The sequence below is a fragment of the Paraburkholderia fynbosensis genome (assembly GCF_902859935.1).
Classification (GTDB): Bacteria; Pseudomonadota; Gammaproteobacteria; order Burkholderiales; family Burkholderiaceae; genus Paraburkholderia; species Paraburkholderia fynbosensis.
Map to the genome: position 1 here is coordinate 330,513 of NZ_CADIKI010000004.1, position 14,853 is coordinate 345,365.

17 protein-coding genes are annotated in these 14,853 nt (G+C 64.2%); 10 read left to right on the plus strand and 7 right to left on the minus strand.

The genetic code is table 11. The features are described 5' to 3' along the window. Positions 1–5 precede the first annotated feature (5 nt). Both HV770_RS09220 and HV770_RS09225 read right to left on the minus strand, forming a co-directional pair. Positions 6–221: a transcriptional regulator gene (locus tag HV770_RS09220; protein WP_175159099.1), complete on the minus strand. Its 216-nt coding sequence runs from the start codon at positions 219–221 to the stop codon at positions 6–8. A 341-nt stretch (positions 222–562) separates the two neighbouring features. Further along, positions 563–1,222 carry an NADPH-dependent FMN reductase gene (locus HV770_RS09225; RefSeq protein ID WP_175159100.1) on the minus strand — a complete coding sequence of 220 codons (660 nt, stop codon included), beginning with the start codon at positions 1,220–1,222 and terminating at the stop codon, positions 563–565. A 418-nt stretch (positions 1,223–1,640) separates the two neighbouring features. Here HV770_RS09225 and HV770_RS09230 point away from each other — a divergent pair, with 418 nt between their 5' ends. Further along, complete coding sequence (locus HV770_RS09230; protein ID WP_175159101.1) at positions 1,641–2,366, plus strand: J domain-containing protein; 726 nt, start codon at positions 1,641–1,643, stop codon at positions 2,364–2,366. Positions 2,367–2,370: 4 nt separating this feature from the next. Here HV770_RS09230 and HV770_RS09235 read toward each other — a convergent pair whose 3' ends face one another. Next, positions 2,371–3,036, minus strand: coding sequence for a gamma-glutamylcyclotransferase (locus HV770_RS09235; protein ID WP_175159102.1), 666 nt, complete (start codon positions 3,034–3,036; stop codon positions 2,371–2,373). Positions 3,037–3,396: 360 nt separating this feature from the next. Between HV770_RS09235 and HV770_RS09240 the strand changes: the two genes are divergently transcribed. The 3 genes from HV770_RS09240 to HV770_RS09250 all read left to right on the plus strand — a co-directional run bounded on the left by HV770_RS09240 (position 3,397) and on the right by HV770_RS09250 (position 6,344). Next, complete coding sequence (locus HV770_RS09240) at positions 3,397–4,986, plus strand: MFS transporter (RefSeq protein ID WP_175159103.1); 1,590 nt, start codon at positions 3,397–3,399, stop codon at positions 4,984–4,986. A 307-nt stretch (positions 4,987–5,293) separates the two neighbouring features. Beyond that, entirely contained in the window at positions 5,294–5,452 is a 159-nt protein-coding gene (locus tag HV770_RS09245; protein WP_175159104.1) for a hypothetical protein, read from the plus strand. Between the two features lie 268 nt (positions 5,453–5,720). Continuing rightward, positions 5,721–6,344 carry an arsenate-mycothiol transferase ArsC gene (locus HV770_RS09250; RefSeq protein ID WP_175159105.1) on the plus strand — a complete coding sequence of 208 codons (624 nt, stop codon included), beginning with the start codon at positions 5,721–5,723 and terminating at the stop codon, positions 6,342–6,344. A gap of 82 nt (positions 6,345–6,426) precedes the next feature. On the opposite strand, the gene HV770_RS09255 is transcribed toward HV770_RS09250, so the two are convergent. Next, positions 6,427–6,675, minus strand: a complete 249-nt coding sequence (locus tag HV770_RS09255) for a hypothetical protein (RefSeq protein ID WP_175159106.1) — start codon at positions 6,673–6,675, stop codon at positions 6,427–6,429. A gap of 289 nt (positions 6,676–6,964) precedes the next feature. After that, the gene (locus HV770_RS09260; RefSeq protein ID WP_175159107.1) at positions 6,965–7,291 is read right to left on the minus strand and encodes an H-NS histone family protein; all 327 of its coding nucleotides are present in this window, start codon (positions 7,289–7,291) and stop codon (positions 6,965–6,967) included. A 746-nt stretch (positions 7,292–8,037) separates the two neighbouring features. Here HV770_RS09260 and HV770_RS09265 point away from each other — a divergent pair. Continuing rightward, a complete protein-coding gene (locus tag HV770_RS09265) occupies positions 8,038–8,355 on the plus strand; it encodes a hypothetical protein (RefSeq protein WP_175159108.1) in 318 nt (105 codons plus the stop codon). 58 nt (positions 8,356–8,413) lie between these two features. Here HV770_RS09265 and HV770_RS09270 read toward each other — a convergent pair whose 3' ends face one another. Further along, positions 8,414–8,686, minus strand: a complete 273-nt coding sequence (locus HV770_RS09270; RefSeq protein WP_175159109.1) for a hypothetical protein — start codon at positions 8,684–8,686, stop codon at positions 8,414–8,416. Between the two features lie 339 nt (positions 8,687–9,025). On the opposite strand from HV770_RS09270, the gene HV770_RS09275 reads away from it, so the two are divergent. The 4 genes from HV770_RS09275 to HV770_RS09290 all read left to right on the plus strand — a co-directional run bounded on the left by HV770_RS09275 (position 9,026) and on the right by HV770_RS09290 (position 12,438). Then, positions 9,026–10,273 (plus strand): MFS transporter, encoded by a 1,248-nt coding sequence (locus HV770_RS09275; protein ID WP_175159110.1) that lies wholly within the window; start codon positions 9,026–9,028, stop codon positions 10,271–10,273. A gap of 123 nt (positions 10,274–10,396) precedes the next feature. Next, positions 10,397–10,909 (plus strand): low affinity iron permease family protein, encoded by a 513-nt coding sequence (locus HV770_RS09280; protein ID WP_175159111.1) that lies wholly within the window; start codon positions 10,397–10,399, stop codon positions 10,907–10,909. Positions 10,910–11,449: 540 nt separating this feature from the next. Next, positions 11,450–12,055, plus strand: a complete 606-nt coding sequence (locus tag HV770_RS09285) for a hypothetical protein (RefSeq protein ID WP_175159112.1) — start codon at positions 11,450–11,452, stop codon at positions 12,053–12,055. Positions 12,056–12,204: 149 nt separating this feature from the next. Continuing rightward, complete coding sequence (locus HV770_RS09290) at positions 12,205–12,438, plus strand: DUF2964 family protein (RefSeq protein ID WP_121323080.1); 234 nt, start codon at positions 12,205–12,207, stop codon at positions 12,436–12,438. Between the two features lie 638 nt (positions 12,439–13,076). Here the strand turns inward: HV770_RS09290 and HV770_RS09295 are convergent. Then, on the minus strand, positions 13,077–13,994 hold the full coding sequence (locus tag HV770_RS09295; protein WP_175159113.1) for an AraC family transcriptional regulator: 918 nt from the start codon (positions 13,992–13,994) through the stop codon (positions 13,077–13,079). 100 nt (positions 13,995–14,094) lie between these two features. Between HV770_RS09295 and HV770_RS09300 the strand changes: the two genes are divergently transcribed. Continuing rightward, positions 14,095–14,844 carry an SDR family oxidoreductase gene (locus tag HV770_RS09300; protein WP_175159114.1) on the plus strand — a complete coding sequence of 250 codons (750 nt, stop codon included), beginning with the start codon at positions 14,095–14,097 and terminating at the stop codon, positions 14,842–14,844. Positions 14,845–14,853 lie beyond the last annotated feature (9 nt).

The following is a 14,853-nucleotide window of genomic DNA, read 5'->3' on the forward strand; positions in this document are numbered from 1 at the left end:
TCTCGTCATTGATGGTTGTCGATCCACATACGTCCCCATCGGAACGCGTAAGCGAGCGCATGTTCTTCGTCGAAGAAGTAATCGAGCGCATCGAACGAATACGCTTTCCCGTTGTTCGCGGAGGTTTTTTCGATGGTCAGGTTGGCGGCGAACAGCCCGTTGGGCAGAAGCTGTGCGGCCGGAGCGACCTCGTAACCCTTGTAGCGGATATGTGAATTCATGGTATCGACTTGTCAGTGTGCCCGCATGTGTTGCAAGGAAACCAGTGCGTAGGACGCAGCCCGTCTCGCCACGACTTCGATGAATGGGCGAACAGGTCAAGCGTAGGGCGCGCTGCACAGCGGGTGAACCAATCTTTCGTCGTTTGCAAATCAGCGGGGTTCGGGAGCGGTCTTCAGGAGCCCGGATCGGATCGTATCGCTGTGTCCGCACACACTATCAGCGTGGCGGCGAAAGCGTCTGTTATGTGCCGCACGGTTCGCGAAAACGCCGATGCCGTGGGCCGCGAGCGCGGCGCCACGGGCATGGTTGGGAAGAATGGCCGGACAGAGAATCGGAAGAATCAGACCGCGTGCAGCAGGCGCGTGGGCGGCGCTTCGTTGAGCGTGCTGGCGGACGGCAGTACGCCCGTTGCGCGATGCGCATTGAACGCCAGCGCGAATTGCGCGGCCTGCTGGCCCACCGTGGCGAGTTGATCGACGACCTTCGCATCGGAGCAGGTGTCGACAGAATCGAAGCGCGTTTCCAGTGTGTTGATGCCCGCGCCGAATGGGGTGGGCCAGCCGCGCAACGCATGGACGATCGAGCGCAGCGAGGTCAGCACCGAACCGGCGGCCTGCCAGCCATACGCGGTGACGATGCAGCCGACCGCGCGGCCGTCCAGATACGGGCGCTCGTCAGCGCGCAACTCTTCGAGCGTGTCGAGCGCGTTCTTCACAAGACCCGACACGCCGCCGTGATAGCCGGGCGTCGCGATGATCAGGGCGTCGGCGTGGCGCACGGCTTCGATCAGCTCGAGCTGTTCGGCGGTGCGGTTGGGCTGTTCCGGCGCGTAGTGGGGCAGGCTATGGAGGAACGTGCCGCCGAACAGGCGGGTGTTCGCGCCCGTCGCTTCGGCGCCGCGCAAGGCGAAGCCGAGTGCGCGTTCAGTCGACGATGCGGCGCGTGTGGTGCCGCCAATGCCGATGACGAGCGGCCGGCGATGATGATCGAATCGGGTCAACGAAATGCTCCTTCGGTAGCGGTTCGCGACACGCCGGCGCGCTAACGCTGGGCTGCGCGCAGACGGGCCGGGGCGAACCGGACTTTGAAGTGTCATCTTAATGACCGAGGGACGCGAGGCTAAGCGACTTTTTGTTCTAACGATATAACCGCACGGTCCGGCGGCGCGCCGCAATGCACGTGAGGCCACGGCAGATAAGCATATGGCGAACCGTTGTTTGGGGGCACGGCGACGCACGGCTATGATCGAATCGTCTCCTCCATGACACTCCTTGACATGGGACTCGGCCTTGCCACGACAGTGGCGAGGCCTTTTTTTCATGCCGGGGCAGCCGCTCGCACTCGGGCCGCGTCACGATAGCGGCGTTTTTCGCATGCTACGATGGGCCGCGATGATTCCCGGCGAGGTCGAGCAAGCAATGACAACCCTTTATGACACGCTCGGCGTGCACGCGCACGCCACTGATGACGAAATCAAGCGCGCCTACCGGAAAGCCGCGATGAAGTGGCATCCGGATCGCAATAGCGGCGCCGAGGAAGTGGCGCGCGCCACGTTCCAGGAGATCAAGGACGCCTACGCGATTCTCTCCGACGCCGCGCAGCGCAAGGTGTATGACGCGGTCTACGCGGAGCAGATGCGCGGCTGGGAAGCGCAGCGCGCGCGCCAGCAGCAGGCGCAGGCCCAGCGCGAGGCGGCGGCGCGCGCGGCAGACGAAGCGGCGTACGCGGAGATGGTCTCGGTCGCCATCCGTTTCGCCGACGAAGGACATAATCGCGACGTGCTGTTCGGTGTGCTGCTCGGACGGCAATGCGACCCGAAGCGGGCCGCGCAGATCGCGGACAGCGTGGCGGCGCTGCAGGCGTCGCGCCGCGAAGCCGCGAAGGCCGCGAGCGCCGACATGGCCGCCGCCGCAAGCGAGGCAAGCCATGCGAGCGATACCGATCAAGCGGCCGAAACGACCGCATCGGTTCACACCGGCGACGCTGTCGGGAAGGACGCTGCCGCGCGCGACATACCCGGCAAACGCGCCGGCCACACCAGCCATGCCAGCAACGCGAAGCGCGAAGAACCCGCCACCGACGCGCATCCCGCCGGCGCCTTGGGCGGTCTGTGGTTTCAGTTTCTGAACGGCTTGCGCTTCTGAGGGTTCACGCGGGCCGGCTGCCAATGCGTGTCAGCTCGGACGCGAGTTCGTCGATATAAGGATCGTTCAGGCTGCATTCCGCCAACGCGCTTTGCAGCTTGAACACGTACTCGGCGTTGGTGCCGAACAGGCCCGTGGCCACCGCCATTGACGGCGCGATGGCCGACACTCGAGCATCGCTTTCGTATTGCGACCCATCCGGCTCGGCCACGAAGGCAATCGCGGATAGTTGCGTGCCGTCGTCGAGCGTGAGCGCAGCCCACGTCGGACGATAAGCGCCCGTCACCATCTCGCGAATCCAGAGTATCCGCAGTTCTTCTTCGAGCGTCGCGCCGGGGAGGCGCAATGCAAGGCCTTGCGTGCTGCCGCCCGCTTCGAGCGAGAGCATGCGTCCCGGCTGCTCCGGCGTGCCGCGCCCGGCGATCATCCGGATACAGAAGCTGCGATGCCAGCCATGCAGCGTCGCGATACGGCGGCTGTCGAAGTCGGAGATCGGATTCCACATCAGCGAGCCGTACGCGAACACCCACACGTCGTCTGCATTCGGACGCTGCCGCAAAGTCTGCGCGAGCGAAGCGTCGATCCGCGCCTGGGTCCAGAGCATCTCGCTCGGCAGCGAATCAAAACTTTCGAGGTATGCGCCGGAGCGAATGGCGTTTCGGTTCAGCATCCGTGGGTTCCGTGACGGTGAGACGCGCGGGTATCGGTCGACCTCGCGCGCCGCTGCAGCAATCAACCTGAAGTATGAACGCCGGGCGCGGCCGAATAAATCCGTCTGCGGCGAATACTGCGTCGCGCGAACGAGGCTAATCGGTGGCGCGTTGCCACTATGCCTTGCCCGTCGATGAGGTCGTCAGCCGCGCGATTGCCGCATTCCAGGCCGCTCAGTCACGACACGCACCCTCTTTATCCGAGCCGGATCGGCCACGAAAATAGCCCCCTAGAGCGTTTCACGACGCGCTCCCGGCAAGTGCGCGCTTCGCCGCGCGATTGCTTGGCGCTCGCTGAATTCACACGCAAGGACCAATCGATGAAAACTGCAAACTCACCGGACGCGCAGCACGGCAAGCCGCTGATTCTCGCCGCCGTCTGCCTGGCCGCGCTGGTGCTGCCGCTCGCCTTCTCGGGCGGCGCGCTCGCCACGCCCGCGATCGGCCGGAACCTCGGCGGCAGCGCGAGCGCGCTGACCTGGGTCACCAATGCGTTCATGCTGAGCTTCGGCAGTCTGCTGATGGCGGCCGGCGCACTCGCCGATCAGTTCGGCCGCAAGCGGCTTTTCGCTTGGGGCCTCGGCGGCTTCGTGGCGACGTCGCTGGCGCTGGGCTTCGCGCCGTCGGTCGGCTGGCTCGACGCATTGCGCGCGTTGCAGGGCGTCGCAGCGGCCGCGTCGCTCGCGAGCGGCACCGCCGCGCTCGCGCAGGAGTTCGACGGCCATGCCCGCACTCGCGCGTTCAGCATGCTGGGGACGAGCTTCGGCATCGGCCTCGCATTCGGTCCGCTGATGGCCGGTGCGCTGATCACGCAGTTCGGCTGGCGCGCGATCTTTTTCGTCATCGCTGCAATTGGCGCGCTGGCGTTCGTGTTTGGCGTGCCGCGCATGCGTGAGACGCGCGATCCGGCCGCCAGCGGCCTCGACTGGCCGGGCACGATCAGCTTTACCGGCATGCTCGCGCTGTTCACGTTCGCGGTGATCCGGGCGCCGCAGGAGGGCTGGTCGAGCCCGACGGTGGCCGGCATGCTGGCCGTGTCGGCGCTGCTGCTGGTGGTGTTCGTGGCGATCGAAACGCGCGTCGCTCGGCCGATGCTCACGCTGAGCCTGTTCCGCTATCCGCGCTTTGTCGGCGTGCAGATGCTGCCGGTCGGCACCTGCTACTGCTACATCGTGCTCATCGTGATGCTGCCGCTGCGCTTCATCGGCGCCGAAGGTCTCGGTGAACTGCAGGCCGGCCTGCTGATGATCGCGTTGTCGGCGCCGATGCTCGTCGTGCCGCTGTTGGCTGCTTCGCTGACGCGCTGGATGCCGGCAGGCGTGTTGTCGGGGATCGGTTTTCTGGTTGCGGCGCTGGGTCTTTACTGGCTGAGCCGGGTCGACATGAGCGCGTCGCGGACCTCGGTGATCGCGCCGATGTTCGTCATCGGCGTGGGTGCGGGCATGCCTTGGGGCTTGATGGACGGGTTGTCGGTGAGCGTCGTGCCGAAGGAGCGGGCCGGCATGGCCTCGGGCATTTTCAGCACGACTCGCGTGGCGGGCGAGGGCATTGCGCTTGCAATCGTCACGGCGATCCTCGCCGGCCTCGCGCAGACGAGCCTTGCGCATAGCGTTGCGCAGACCACGCAGGCCGGGCAGGCGGTGGTGACGGCGACGGCGGCGCAGATCGCCGAAGCGGCGCAGCGTCTGACGACCGGCGATCTTGCGCAAGCCGCCGCGAGCCTGCCGCAAATCAGCCGGCATGATCTGACGCAGAGCTACACGCAGGCATTCACGCGTTTGGTGCATGTGCTGATCGTAATCACGCTGCTGTCGGCATTTGCGTCGTTCGCGTTTCTGAGCCGCGCGGAGTCGAGCGACGATCAGCCCGGCGAGCCGCAGCGCAAGGTCGCCGAAACCGCCGCCGTGTGATGAATGGCGCATGACGCATTGGCCGCCAGACCATAGACGTGGACCGACTTGATAGAGAGAGCGGCCTTTGGCGGTCGACGTCGCGCTTCGAGAATCAATGACACGTTCGTGACGAGCCACGGCGTGAAGCGCCGCGCGGCCTCGCTGTCCGACGCGCGGACGTTGATGCATCGGCGTGCGGTTCGCATACGCGCGCGCGATATGTTCATCCGCGCGCCGCGCCGCATGATCTGCGATCCCTCGTCCTTTCCCGCGAAAATCCCCGCTTCGTTCGACTCCCGCAGTCCATCCCGGAGACACGACGGCCATGTTTACTTTTATAGTGGTAGTGGCGATCGCGGCGTTTATCCCCGACGGCGCGGCGCCTGCGGTGTCGCTCGACGAAGTTCCTCAAGCGCCGGCCACCGGCAGCGATGCGGCGGTTCGGCCCATGCCGCGGCAGCGCGACAGCGGGAGCGCAGGTTGAAGGCGCCAAGCAGTGGCCCGACGCGGCCTGCAGCAGTGCGTCGCCGTGCCCGCCGCACATGCGACCGACAGCCTGATGTAAGCCGAACTGCCCGCGCTGGTACACTTCGCGGCGAACGCGATCGAGCGTTCAGTGCCCGTGAGTCGAAACCCCTGGTAAAAATTCCCGTGGCGCAAGTATTTAAGACATCGTAGTGTCACGGGAGCGCAAGACTGGGCCGGCACAATGGCGCCCAGAAGCAAAAATAAAACATGGGTACGGGGTGAGCGTGACCAGAAAATACAAAGTGCTGTTTCTCTGCCGCGATAATTCAATACGCAGCATCATTGCCGAAGCTTTGCTGCGTGAACTGGCCGGACACCGGTTCGACGCATTCAGCGCGGGGCCGGAGCCGGCCGCGCGGGTTCATCCGTTGGCGCTCGCGCAACTGCGGCCAGGCATTTCGGGGCGCGACGTGCTCAGCCCGAAAAGCTGGCTGGAATTCACCGGCGAATGGGCGCCGCGCATGGACCTCGTCATTGCGCTCGACGAATCCGTCGACGAACACCACGCACCTGCGTTTCCGGGCGCGCCTTCGTTGCTCGCCTGGACCTTCGCCGATCCGCTCGCCCACGGTGTGCCGGATGACGAACGCGTGCGACTGTTCGACAAGATGTTCTGGCAGATCGTGCGGCAGGTCAGCGCGTTTATCGAATGGCCGCAATATGCGGTCGCGCCGGCGCGGGATGCTGAGGCCCGTACCGGTGCCGCCGCGAGCGCAAGCGCTGAGCAGACCTCGGACGCGAGCGGCGGACCCTGCGTGGATCGCCGCGTCACGCCCGCTTCGGCTGGCGATGAATTGAATGCCGGAACAATCCTGTCGCCGCATCAGACCACCACGTGCAACGCATGAGCGACGCCTGAGCGAAACCTCGGGCCATTTCATCGACCGGCGTCGCCTGCCTCATTGCCCAGTTTTCGTGGCCTTCACTGAGTCATTGGCCGGTATCGGCTGCACTTCGCCCATCCATCGATTCCATTTTTTTCATATCGCCGCCCGGCATCGCGTCGAGCGGACTCGGCGCGGGGTCGCCCCAATGCGTCATGCCCGCCGTCGCGGCGCTATGTGCATTGCCGCCGCCGCTGCCACCTGGCCGTTGCCGCCGCCTTGCGAAGACCGCGCCGCTCGCCATCGACAGAGCCGCCAGGCAGCCCAGTGTGATTTCAAGCATCAGCAGTCGCATGACATTTCTCCTTGCGAGCTCCTCAGGCGTCAGCGCGCTGCGAGCTGCGAGCTGACCGCGTGCCCGCTCATGACGCGCATGACCGGTCCCGGGCGGCAACGCGCGATTGCGCTGCTGTCAGCGGATATACGGCGGGCACGAGTGTCTGGATGTAGTTCGGCAGGGCGCAAGGGGGCTTCGCGCGCGCGTCGGCGGGCATGCCTGTATGCCAAAACGAGTGATGACCCACGGAGAAAGCGGGGGTACGTTTTGCGTAAGCGGCTCGACAGTTTTACGGCTTGACTGTGACTTAGCGGCTATTGGAGCGCGCAAGCGGACTTCCGGCGAACGGATCGTTCTTCCAGTCCACGTGTTTCTTCGGCTGCGGAGCCGTGGCCGGTTTGGCCGTCAATTCGAAGTGGTCGATTGATTGACCTGCGCTGATTGCCTGTTTCAGCCATTGGGGCATGTCACCCTGGCCATCCCAGCTGTCGCCGGTCGCGCTGCGGTAGCGCTCGGTTTTTTGCACCGACGGCTCGGAGGCCAGCACAGCAGCAAGGTCTTCTGGTTTGATGCCAAACTCTTCCATGCGATGGCGGAGATACGCAATCATGCTATCTCGCTTTCTTTCGTCCATAAGATATTCGTCCTTCTAAAACGTCCAGCGTTCTGTCAGTTACAGATTGCAAGGGAAAGTCGCGATGCGTCGATCCCTCTTTAAAGGGGCCGACCCGCGGTGGGTGATCGATCGAAGGAATTCCATGAGCTGCGTTAAAAACGTTGCTCCATAAATCGCAATACAGCTTATGTCGGATGCGGGTGCCTATAAACCGCCGTGCTGACCAGTGAATATTCCAGCGCTTCGCCGCGCGGCGGACAGGGCTCGATAAGCCTCGGGGCCGCAAATGGAAGAACTGTGGTGACAATGCACTGATTGCAAATGGCCGACTTCAGGTCCACGCTCCGTCTCTCGGTGGTGCTTCGTGCGCGCCGCTTTTTTACGTTATAACAGCATCATAACGCACTGAGCGGCCAAAGCACGCGCCGCTCCCGGTGATTTTATCTGCGAATGCGGTTTATCGAACGGTATCGGCCATTTCCGGCACCCGCTGCCCGGTTTGAATTCCCGCATGGGCGAGCTATAACCAAATAGCGCAACACCGATTCGCGCTGCCAGCTTGTGGCGACCGGTTCCGGCGATTCGCCAGTACGCGTCCGACATCGGTTCCAAGTGTGGCAATTATTTACTCGTTTAGTTCGGTCGCCGGCGCATCGGTTGCGCGTCGGCACCGGCCTGTTGCTCAGCCCGACTGGGCAAGTTGGATTTCGCGGATCACTCTTCAGGAGGACGAGAACTGCCGCGCCGGATTCGAGGAGTTGGACATGAAAGTACGTTTATTGGTGGTAGCCGCAAGCGCCGTTCTGCTTCTCGCGCCCAGAACGGCCAACGCGATGGGGCCGCAGGGCCACCCGGACACTGCAATCTCCGGCAAAGCGCAGATGCAACAGAACGCGAACGAATCGGCGCAGGCGACGACCGATATGTCGCTCGGCGAAACCTGGCACGGTACGCAGACGGGCGCGCAAGGAGCGCAGAACGTGTCGTACGGCGGCGTGGCCGCGGGGCAGTCGGAAACCGGCGGGCGGCATGGCCGGCCCTGCGGCTCCGGGCCTCAATGCAAGATCTATTTCGGTCAATGACCGGTCCACGAGGGGCATGCGGCGTCAGGAGGAAGACGCCGCGTCCCGCGGGTGGTTTTCACGCCAGTGCCATGTTCTGCAGCGACTGCCCAGCGTGCCGGTCAATACGGTCCATCATCCCGGCGACACCTCGTGCTTGCAGTTCGCTGCGCTCGTTGTAGCTGCGGAATTCATCCAGCAGCGCGCGCCATGACCCGTGCCAGCGCATCTCCCTCACACAGGAGCCGGACGGATCGGCAATGCGCAGCACGCCATTGTCCGGATAGAAGGTCAACGTGACGGGCATGCCGTCGAGCACGCAGGTGGCGGTGCAGGGGCGGGTGGTGAGCATGGGCGAGATCCTTTTTCTGGTAAGCGGATGAATTTGCGTTGAATGCCGACGGGCTTCAGCAAACGCTATGCCTGCGCCGCCGCGGCTGCCTCGGAAAAATTAGCGTGATCTGCTAAATACCCCCACGACCGTCTGCAATTTTCCGGAGTGGTCAGCGAGCGATTAAAGACGATGTTAAGGTGTCGTCCATTCGGGTTTCACCCACTGTCTTTCCCCAACGGCAATCGTGAGCAGGCTACTAGGCCTGCTTTTTCACTTGTGATTCGCCGTGCGTGAGTCGATTAGTGCGGTGCAGCCGCTCCAATCTCACCCGTTGTTGAATAACTCGCGAACAATACTATGTTGATCGAAGATAATCTGTCGGCGCAAAGCGCCGTGACGGACGACGGCGTCTCGTCGTCGCTGCGTTCGTGGCTGGCGGTCGGCGCCGTCGCCGTCGGTGCTTTCGCCTTCGTGACGACGGAGTTTCTGCCCGTCGGCGTGCTCCCGCGCGTCGCGGCGGATCTGGGCGTGTCGCCCGGCACGGCCGGCCTGATGGTGACGGTGCCCGGCGTGATCGCCGCGATATCGGCGCCGGGCTTGATGTTGGTCGCGGGCCGCATGGATCGGCGGCGCGTCTTTCTTTTGCTGACCGCGTTGCTGCTGGCGTCGAACCTGATTTCGGCTTTTGCACCCAGTTTTCTGTTCATGCTGCTCGGACGCGCGCTGCTTGGCGCGTCGTTGGGCGGATTCTGGACGCTCGCCACGGCGGCGTCCGGGCGTCTCGTGCAGCCCAAGGATGCGCCGCGCGCCATGGCGACGATATTGACCGGCGTCACCTGTGCGACCGTGATCGGCGTGCCGCTCGGCACGTTCATCGCGAGCTTTGCTTCGTGGCGCGCGTCGTTCCTCGCCACTGGCGTGTTGGTTGCGTTTGCGCTCGTCGCGCAGTTCTTCTTCGTGCCGTCGCTGCCGTCGTCCACCGCGTTGCGTCTGCGCGATCTGGTCGATGTGTTGCGCCGGCCGCATCCGCGCCGCAGCATGCTGATGGTGGCACTCGTGTTTGGTGCGCATTTCTCGTCGTACACGTACGTCACGCCGTTCCTGCTGCGCAACGCGAATCTGTCGATGTCGACCATCACGTGGCTGCTGCTCGGCTTCGGCATCATCGGTTTCTTCTCTAACTTCGCCGTTTCGTCGACGGTGACGCGCAACCTCAAAACGTCGGTCGGCGCGATGATCTCGCTGTTGATGTTCGCGCTGGTCTCGCTGCCGCTCCTGCAGCATTCGTCGCTTGGCGTGGTGGCGTTCGTGCTCGCGTGGGGTGTGTCGTTCGGCGCGTTGCCGCTGTGCTTCAGCATCTGGGTTCAGCGCGCGACGCCGGATTCGCCGGAAGCGGGGTCGGCGCTGTTCGTGAGCATCATCCAGGTTGCGATTGCCTTGGGCTCGCTGGTGGGTGGCGTGGTGGTGGACCATGTCGGCATTCCGGCCGACTTTCTGTTCGGCGCCGGCCTCGCATTGCTGGGACTTGCCGCGCTGGCGAGCTTCGGCAGCATCGAGCAGCGCGTGGCGGCCAAGGCGATCGCCTGTCCGGCGTGCATGGACTAGCGCTTCTGCGGGGCGCACGCGCTGCGTCGTGTCGGTGAGCGAGGCGCAATAGGCATGCAACGTGCTGTGGACGTGCTGTCAGCGGTAATGGGATAACACGATTCGCAGCCAACGGAGGCAGCCATGCGAGAAGCCGCACCTAGCTCATCTGCGGACAGTCCTGGCACCGCGCCGGACGCATCGCGTACGGTTCCCGCGCCGACGCACCCCGTCACCCGGGCGTTCGACGCCTTTGCCAGTGCGGTGATGCGGCTCGCGGGTTCGCCGGTCGCTTTCGGCGTCGCGGCAATTACGGTGCTCGGCTGGGCCATCACCGGACCGCTGTTTCACTTCTCCGATGCTTGGCAACTGGTCATCAATACGGGCACGACCATCATCACGTTTCTGATGGTCTTTCTGATCCAGCAAGGTCAGAACAAGGACAGCGTGGCCGTACATCTGAAGCTGAACGAACTGCTCGCCTCGCATCGCGCCGCGAACAATCAGCTAATCGGCATCGAGGCCGCATCCGAGGACGAGCTTCGACGCCTTGCCGCAGCGTATTTGCAACTGGCGAGCAAGGCCGCTGGCACGCGCACGGAAAGCGTCGATGTGGATGCCTGTGTGGAAAAGAAGCCGGTGCAGGCGAGTGAATGAAAAAAAGTCGATGCGATTATTTGCCTGCTGCGGTTCGCTTCGGCATTCAGGACGCCGATCTTCCGCCTGGTCGGTCGCGAACTGTGACGTGTGCGCACGCGGTGGATAGCTCACGCTGAAGCGCGCTCCGATCGGCATGGGTGAGCGCGCCGCCGCCGTTCCTCTGGCGCGAGGCGTCCGACCGATCGGCCGCCCGGCGGCGCATGTTCAACCTTCGCGCGAAGTCGTGGCGCAATACCACGCATGCGAACTCATTCCCTGCGCATCTGATGTGCGCCAGCGGGATGAGCCAGCCATATCCGCACGTCTGCCAACCCAATGCATCTGCAATGCGCCATGGATCGACCACGGCGCCGATCCGTGCCGCCACGCCAGAACGCCACTCCGCCGCGCAGAAACAGCAACGGCTGATCATGGCGGCGGAGCGGGCTCGCGTGTACGATCATTCTGCGCGGCCTGTCGGAGACAGCGCAGGGACGGTCAATGGAATGGCTTGTGTGACTGACTTGTACCAACGACACACTCAAAAAGGATTAATCCATGGCTTGCAAGACACCGAAGTCGAAGTTGGGTCGCGTGAAGGCTATTCCGGTCGTGCTGGCGTTACTGCTCGCAACGGCTTACCCGGCCATGGCACAGGAGCCGGCTTCAGTGCCACAGGCGGTCGGCGCGGCGGCGCTGGTTCACGTGCAGGCGCGTGTCGTCGCAATCGATGCGGAGTCGAACAGCGTCGCGTTGCGTGGTCCGCGTGGCAACGTCGAGATCGTCGACGTGAATCCGGAACTGGCAGACGTGAAAAAGCTGCACGTGGGCGACATCGTCGACATTGCCTACAAGAAGGCCGTTCTGATCGGCGTTGACAAGGTCGCGACGAGCGGCATCCGTCAGCGTATCGATACCCAGCTTGCACAGCCCGCGTCGGGTGGCGTCGTGACGTCGGCGCGTCGTGTCGAGGTGGTCGCGACCGTGCAGAAAATCGACCGCAAGCGTCACTCGGTCACGCTGCGCGGGCCGACGCGCACCGAAACGCTCGACGTGGCGCCGGACGTTTCATTGGCCGGCGTCAAGGTGGGCGATTCGGTGCGGGCGGTATTCGTCGCCGCTATCGCGGCCTCAGTGTCGCGCGACGGCGCCGAACTCAAATGACGAGCGCATGGCGCGAGTGACGCGTCACATCGCGTACGACGTCCGCGGCAGTGCGATTGCGATTCGAATCGCGCTGCGCCCGAAGTTCGACGCCGTGCCCAGCAACGATCGTCGACGCGCTCCGGCCGTCGCGTGCGAAGGAGCATGGAATGGAACAGAAACCAGTGAAGTCCACCGACGCATCGGCTCGCAGAAAACTCATCCGCAGCAAGGTGCATCTCGGGCTCGCCGCGTTCGGCACGTTGGCGGCGGTCGTGGGAATCGGCGTGGTGATCAAGGGCGGTCTTTACTTCGACCGGACGAAGGTGCTGGTCGGCGTGGGCATCATCATCGTGTCGACCGTCCTGTATGTTTCGATGCTTTTCATCGAATCGGACGAGTAGGCGAGACTTGCCCTTCGTGTGGATGCGGCCGGTGCTCCGTTGACGCGCAAGACGTGAAAGCTCGCGCGGAAGCCCCTTCATAGGAGCACGCGGAGTTCGTTCGTATGTGTCCGTGCAACTGTCGGTGCAACTCCACGCGGGCAGTGCTCATTCATTGGCAAAACACAAATGGACCTGTGGATTCAACCTTGCAGACCGTGCTCCGATCTCTACGGGGAGCCGGCCGCGAGTCCCCCGCACGAAGATCTCAGGTTCGATAGCGTAGGCGCGGTATCGGATACACGAAAGGAGGAGCACTACACCTGCATGCGATGCCGCGCGGTGTTTGCGCGAATACTTGCCGGGCCGCCGACGCAGCAGATCTGGATGCTGTTGAACGCCGGCCAGCATTAAGGCCGCGCCTGCTCGTAGTACCAATATTGACTTATTGTTTTCGTTCCATATTCAGGAGAACGGAAGGCAGAGTGCTTCAGTTGCCTCCAGGCATCGACTCCTCGGGTCAGACCGCAGACCGACGCGGGGCCCCGCTCTTGCGCGAGCCGTTTCAGTCCCTCGATGCATCGCGCAGTACGCACGTGCGGAACACGATTGAGCCGGGCACGCGCGTCCACATCCAGGAAGCGCCTGCTTGCGCCGTGCTACGCCTTGTTCGCGGCCGCCTGCTCCTCACGCGCGTACCGCGTCGGTGGCCGGCCAACGTGTCGGGTGAAGGCGACGCTGAAGGTGCTGGCAGAGCTATAGCCGACGCGCTCCGCGATCTCCGCGATCCGGCCTTCGCTACGGCGCAGCAGATCCTTCGCGAGCGCCATGCGCCAGGTGAGCAGATATTCCATCGGCGCGACGCCGACCGCACGGCTGAAGCGCTCGAAGAAGGTCGAGCGCGACAGCGCGGCTTCCTTAGCGAGCTCGGCGACCGTCCACGCGTGCGCCGGGCGCGCGTGCATCTCGCGAATCGCGGCCGCGAGGCGGCCGTCGGCGAGCCCGCTGACGAGACCCGGTAACGCGTTCGTTCCTCCTGCCGTGGAACGCAGCGCCTCGATGAGCAGCACTTCCAGCAACCGCGAGAGCACGACTTCGCGCGCGGGCCGCTGCTCGTGTGACTCCTCTCGCACGAGTTGCACGAGCGTGGCCAGCCGCTGTTCGCCGCGGACATGCACGAGTTGCGGCAGCAGCGAGACCAGCAGGGGCGCATCCGGCGAACCGAAGCTGCAATGGCCCGCCATCATGCGCGCGTCGATCGGATTGCCCAGGGGGCCGATTCTGAATTCACCGTTGCACAACGCGACGGGCGCCGGCGTGTCCAGTCCCGGCGGCGGCTCGAGGCTGGACATCGAGACGCCATATGCCGCGGGAATCAGGACGAAGTCACCCGACTGGAGTTCGATGGGATCGTGTCCGTCGATGGCGATGAGGCACCCGCCTTCGAGGAGCACGCAATAGAACGGCTGGCCGGCATTCGAGCGACCGGTGCGCCAGGGGCTCGCGCCGTGGACGAGTTTCGAGAACCGGGCACCCGGCTGAAGCAGCGTCACCACTTCGGCCAACGGATCGATCATCGCCGGACTCCTGCAAATGAAATTCGGATCATTGATTGTAGCAAGTACGGTCTCAGAGACCTATCGTAGGGGCTCCCACAAACACCTCACAGGAATGCCCATGCAAACCGTCCTGATCAGCGGCTGCTCTTCCGGTTTCGGCCTCGAGATCGCCCGCTACTTTCTAGCCCGCGACTGGCAGGTCGTCGCCACGATGCGCACGCCGCGCGCCGACATACTGCCGCCGTCGGAACGCCTGCGCGTGCTGGCGCTCGACGTCACGAATCCGCAGAGCATTCGCGAGGCGGTCGAGCTTGCCGGCCCGATCGACGTCCTCGTGAACAACGCGGGCTTCGGCGCGGCATCCCCGGCCGAACTCGTCCCGCTTGCGACGGTGCGCGAGCTCTTCGAGACCAACTGCTTCGGCACGATCGCCTTGACGCAAGCGGTGCTGCCGCAGTTCCGGCAGCGCAAGGCTGGCGTCGTCGTGAACGTGACGTCGAGCGTGACGTTGAAGGCACTGCCGCTGCTCGCCGCGTACCGAGCGAGCAAGATGGCGGTGAATGCCTTCACCGAGTCGATGGCGCTGGAACTCGAGCCGTTCGGCGTGCGGTCGCACCTGGTGCTGCCGGGCCGCGCGCCTGACACCCGCTTCGGCGATAACGCGCGCGCTCACATACACGGCTTTGACCACGAGGCCTACGCCGATCTCGCCAAGACGATCCTCGAACAGCTGGGAGATACGTCTTCTCCGATCACCCATGCAGAGGACGTCGCCGAAGCCGTGTGGCGCGCGGCGACCGACCCGTCATCGCCGATGCGTATCCCGGCCGGCGCCGACGCCGAAGCATGGGCGGCCGAGGTGCGCTGATCGTCATTA

Coding starts and splice junctions, on each gene's coding strand:
- HV770_RS09230 (WP_175159101.1), top strand. CDS start 1,641: ATGACAACCCTTTATGACACGCTCGGCGTGCACGCGCACGCCACTGAT.
- HV770_RS09300 (WP_175159114.1), top strand. CDS start 14,095: ATGCAAACCGTCCTGATCAGCGGCTGCTCTTCCGGTTTCGGCCTCGAG.
- HV770_RS09265 (WP_175159108.1), top strand. CDS start 8,038: ATGAAAGTACGTTTATTGGTGGTAGCCGCAAGCGCCGTTCTGCTTCTC.
- HV770_RS09285 (WP_175159112.1), top strand. CDS start 11,450: ATGGCTTGCAAGACACCGAAGTCGAAGTTGGGTCGCGTGAAGGCTATT.
- HV770_RS09240 (WP_175159103.1), top strand. CDS start 3,397: ATGAAAACTGCAAACTCACCGGACGCGCAGCACGGCAAGCCGCTGATT.
- HV770_RS09295 (WP_175159113.1), bottom strand. CDS start 13,994: ATGATCGATCCGTTGGCCGAAGTGGTGACGCTGCTTCAGCCGGGTGCC.
- HV770_RS09260 (WP_175159107.1), bottom strand. CDS start 7,291: ATGGACGAAAGAAAGCGAGATAGCATGATTGCGTATCTCCGCCATCGC.
- HV770_RS09280 (WP_175159111.1), top strand. CDS start 10,397: ATGCGAGAAGCCGCACCTAGCTCATCTGCGGACAGTCCTGGCACCGCG.
- HV770_RS09290 (WP_121323080.1), top strand. CDS start 12,205: ATGGAACAGAAACCAGTGAAGTCCACCGACGCATCGGCTCGCAGAAAA.
- HV770_RS09220 (WP_175159099.1), bottom strand. CDS start 221: ATGAATTCACATATCCGCTACAAGGGTTACGAGGTCGCTCCGGCCGCA.
- HV770_RS09270 (WP_175159109.1), bottom strand. CDS start 8,686: ATGCTCACCACCCGCCCCTGCACCGCCACCTGCGTGCTCGACGGCATG.
- HV770_RS09235 (WP_175159102.1), bottom strand. CDS start 3,036: ATGCTGAACCGAAACGCCATTCGCTCCGGCGCATACCTCGAAAGTTTT.
- HV770_RS09275 (WP_175159110.1), top strand. CDS start 9,026: ATGTTGATCGAAGATAATCTGTCGGCGCAAAGCGCCGTGACGGACGAC.
- HV770_RS09255 (WP_175159106.1), bottom strand. CDS start 6,675: ATGCGACTGCTGATGCTTGAAATCACACTGGGCTGCCTGGCGGCTCTG.
- HV770_RS09245 (WP_175159104.1), top strand. CDS start 5,294: ATGTTTACTTTTATAGTGGTAGTGGCGATCGCGGCGTTTATCCCCGAC.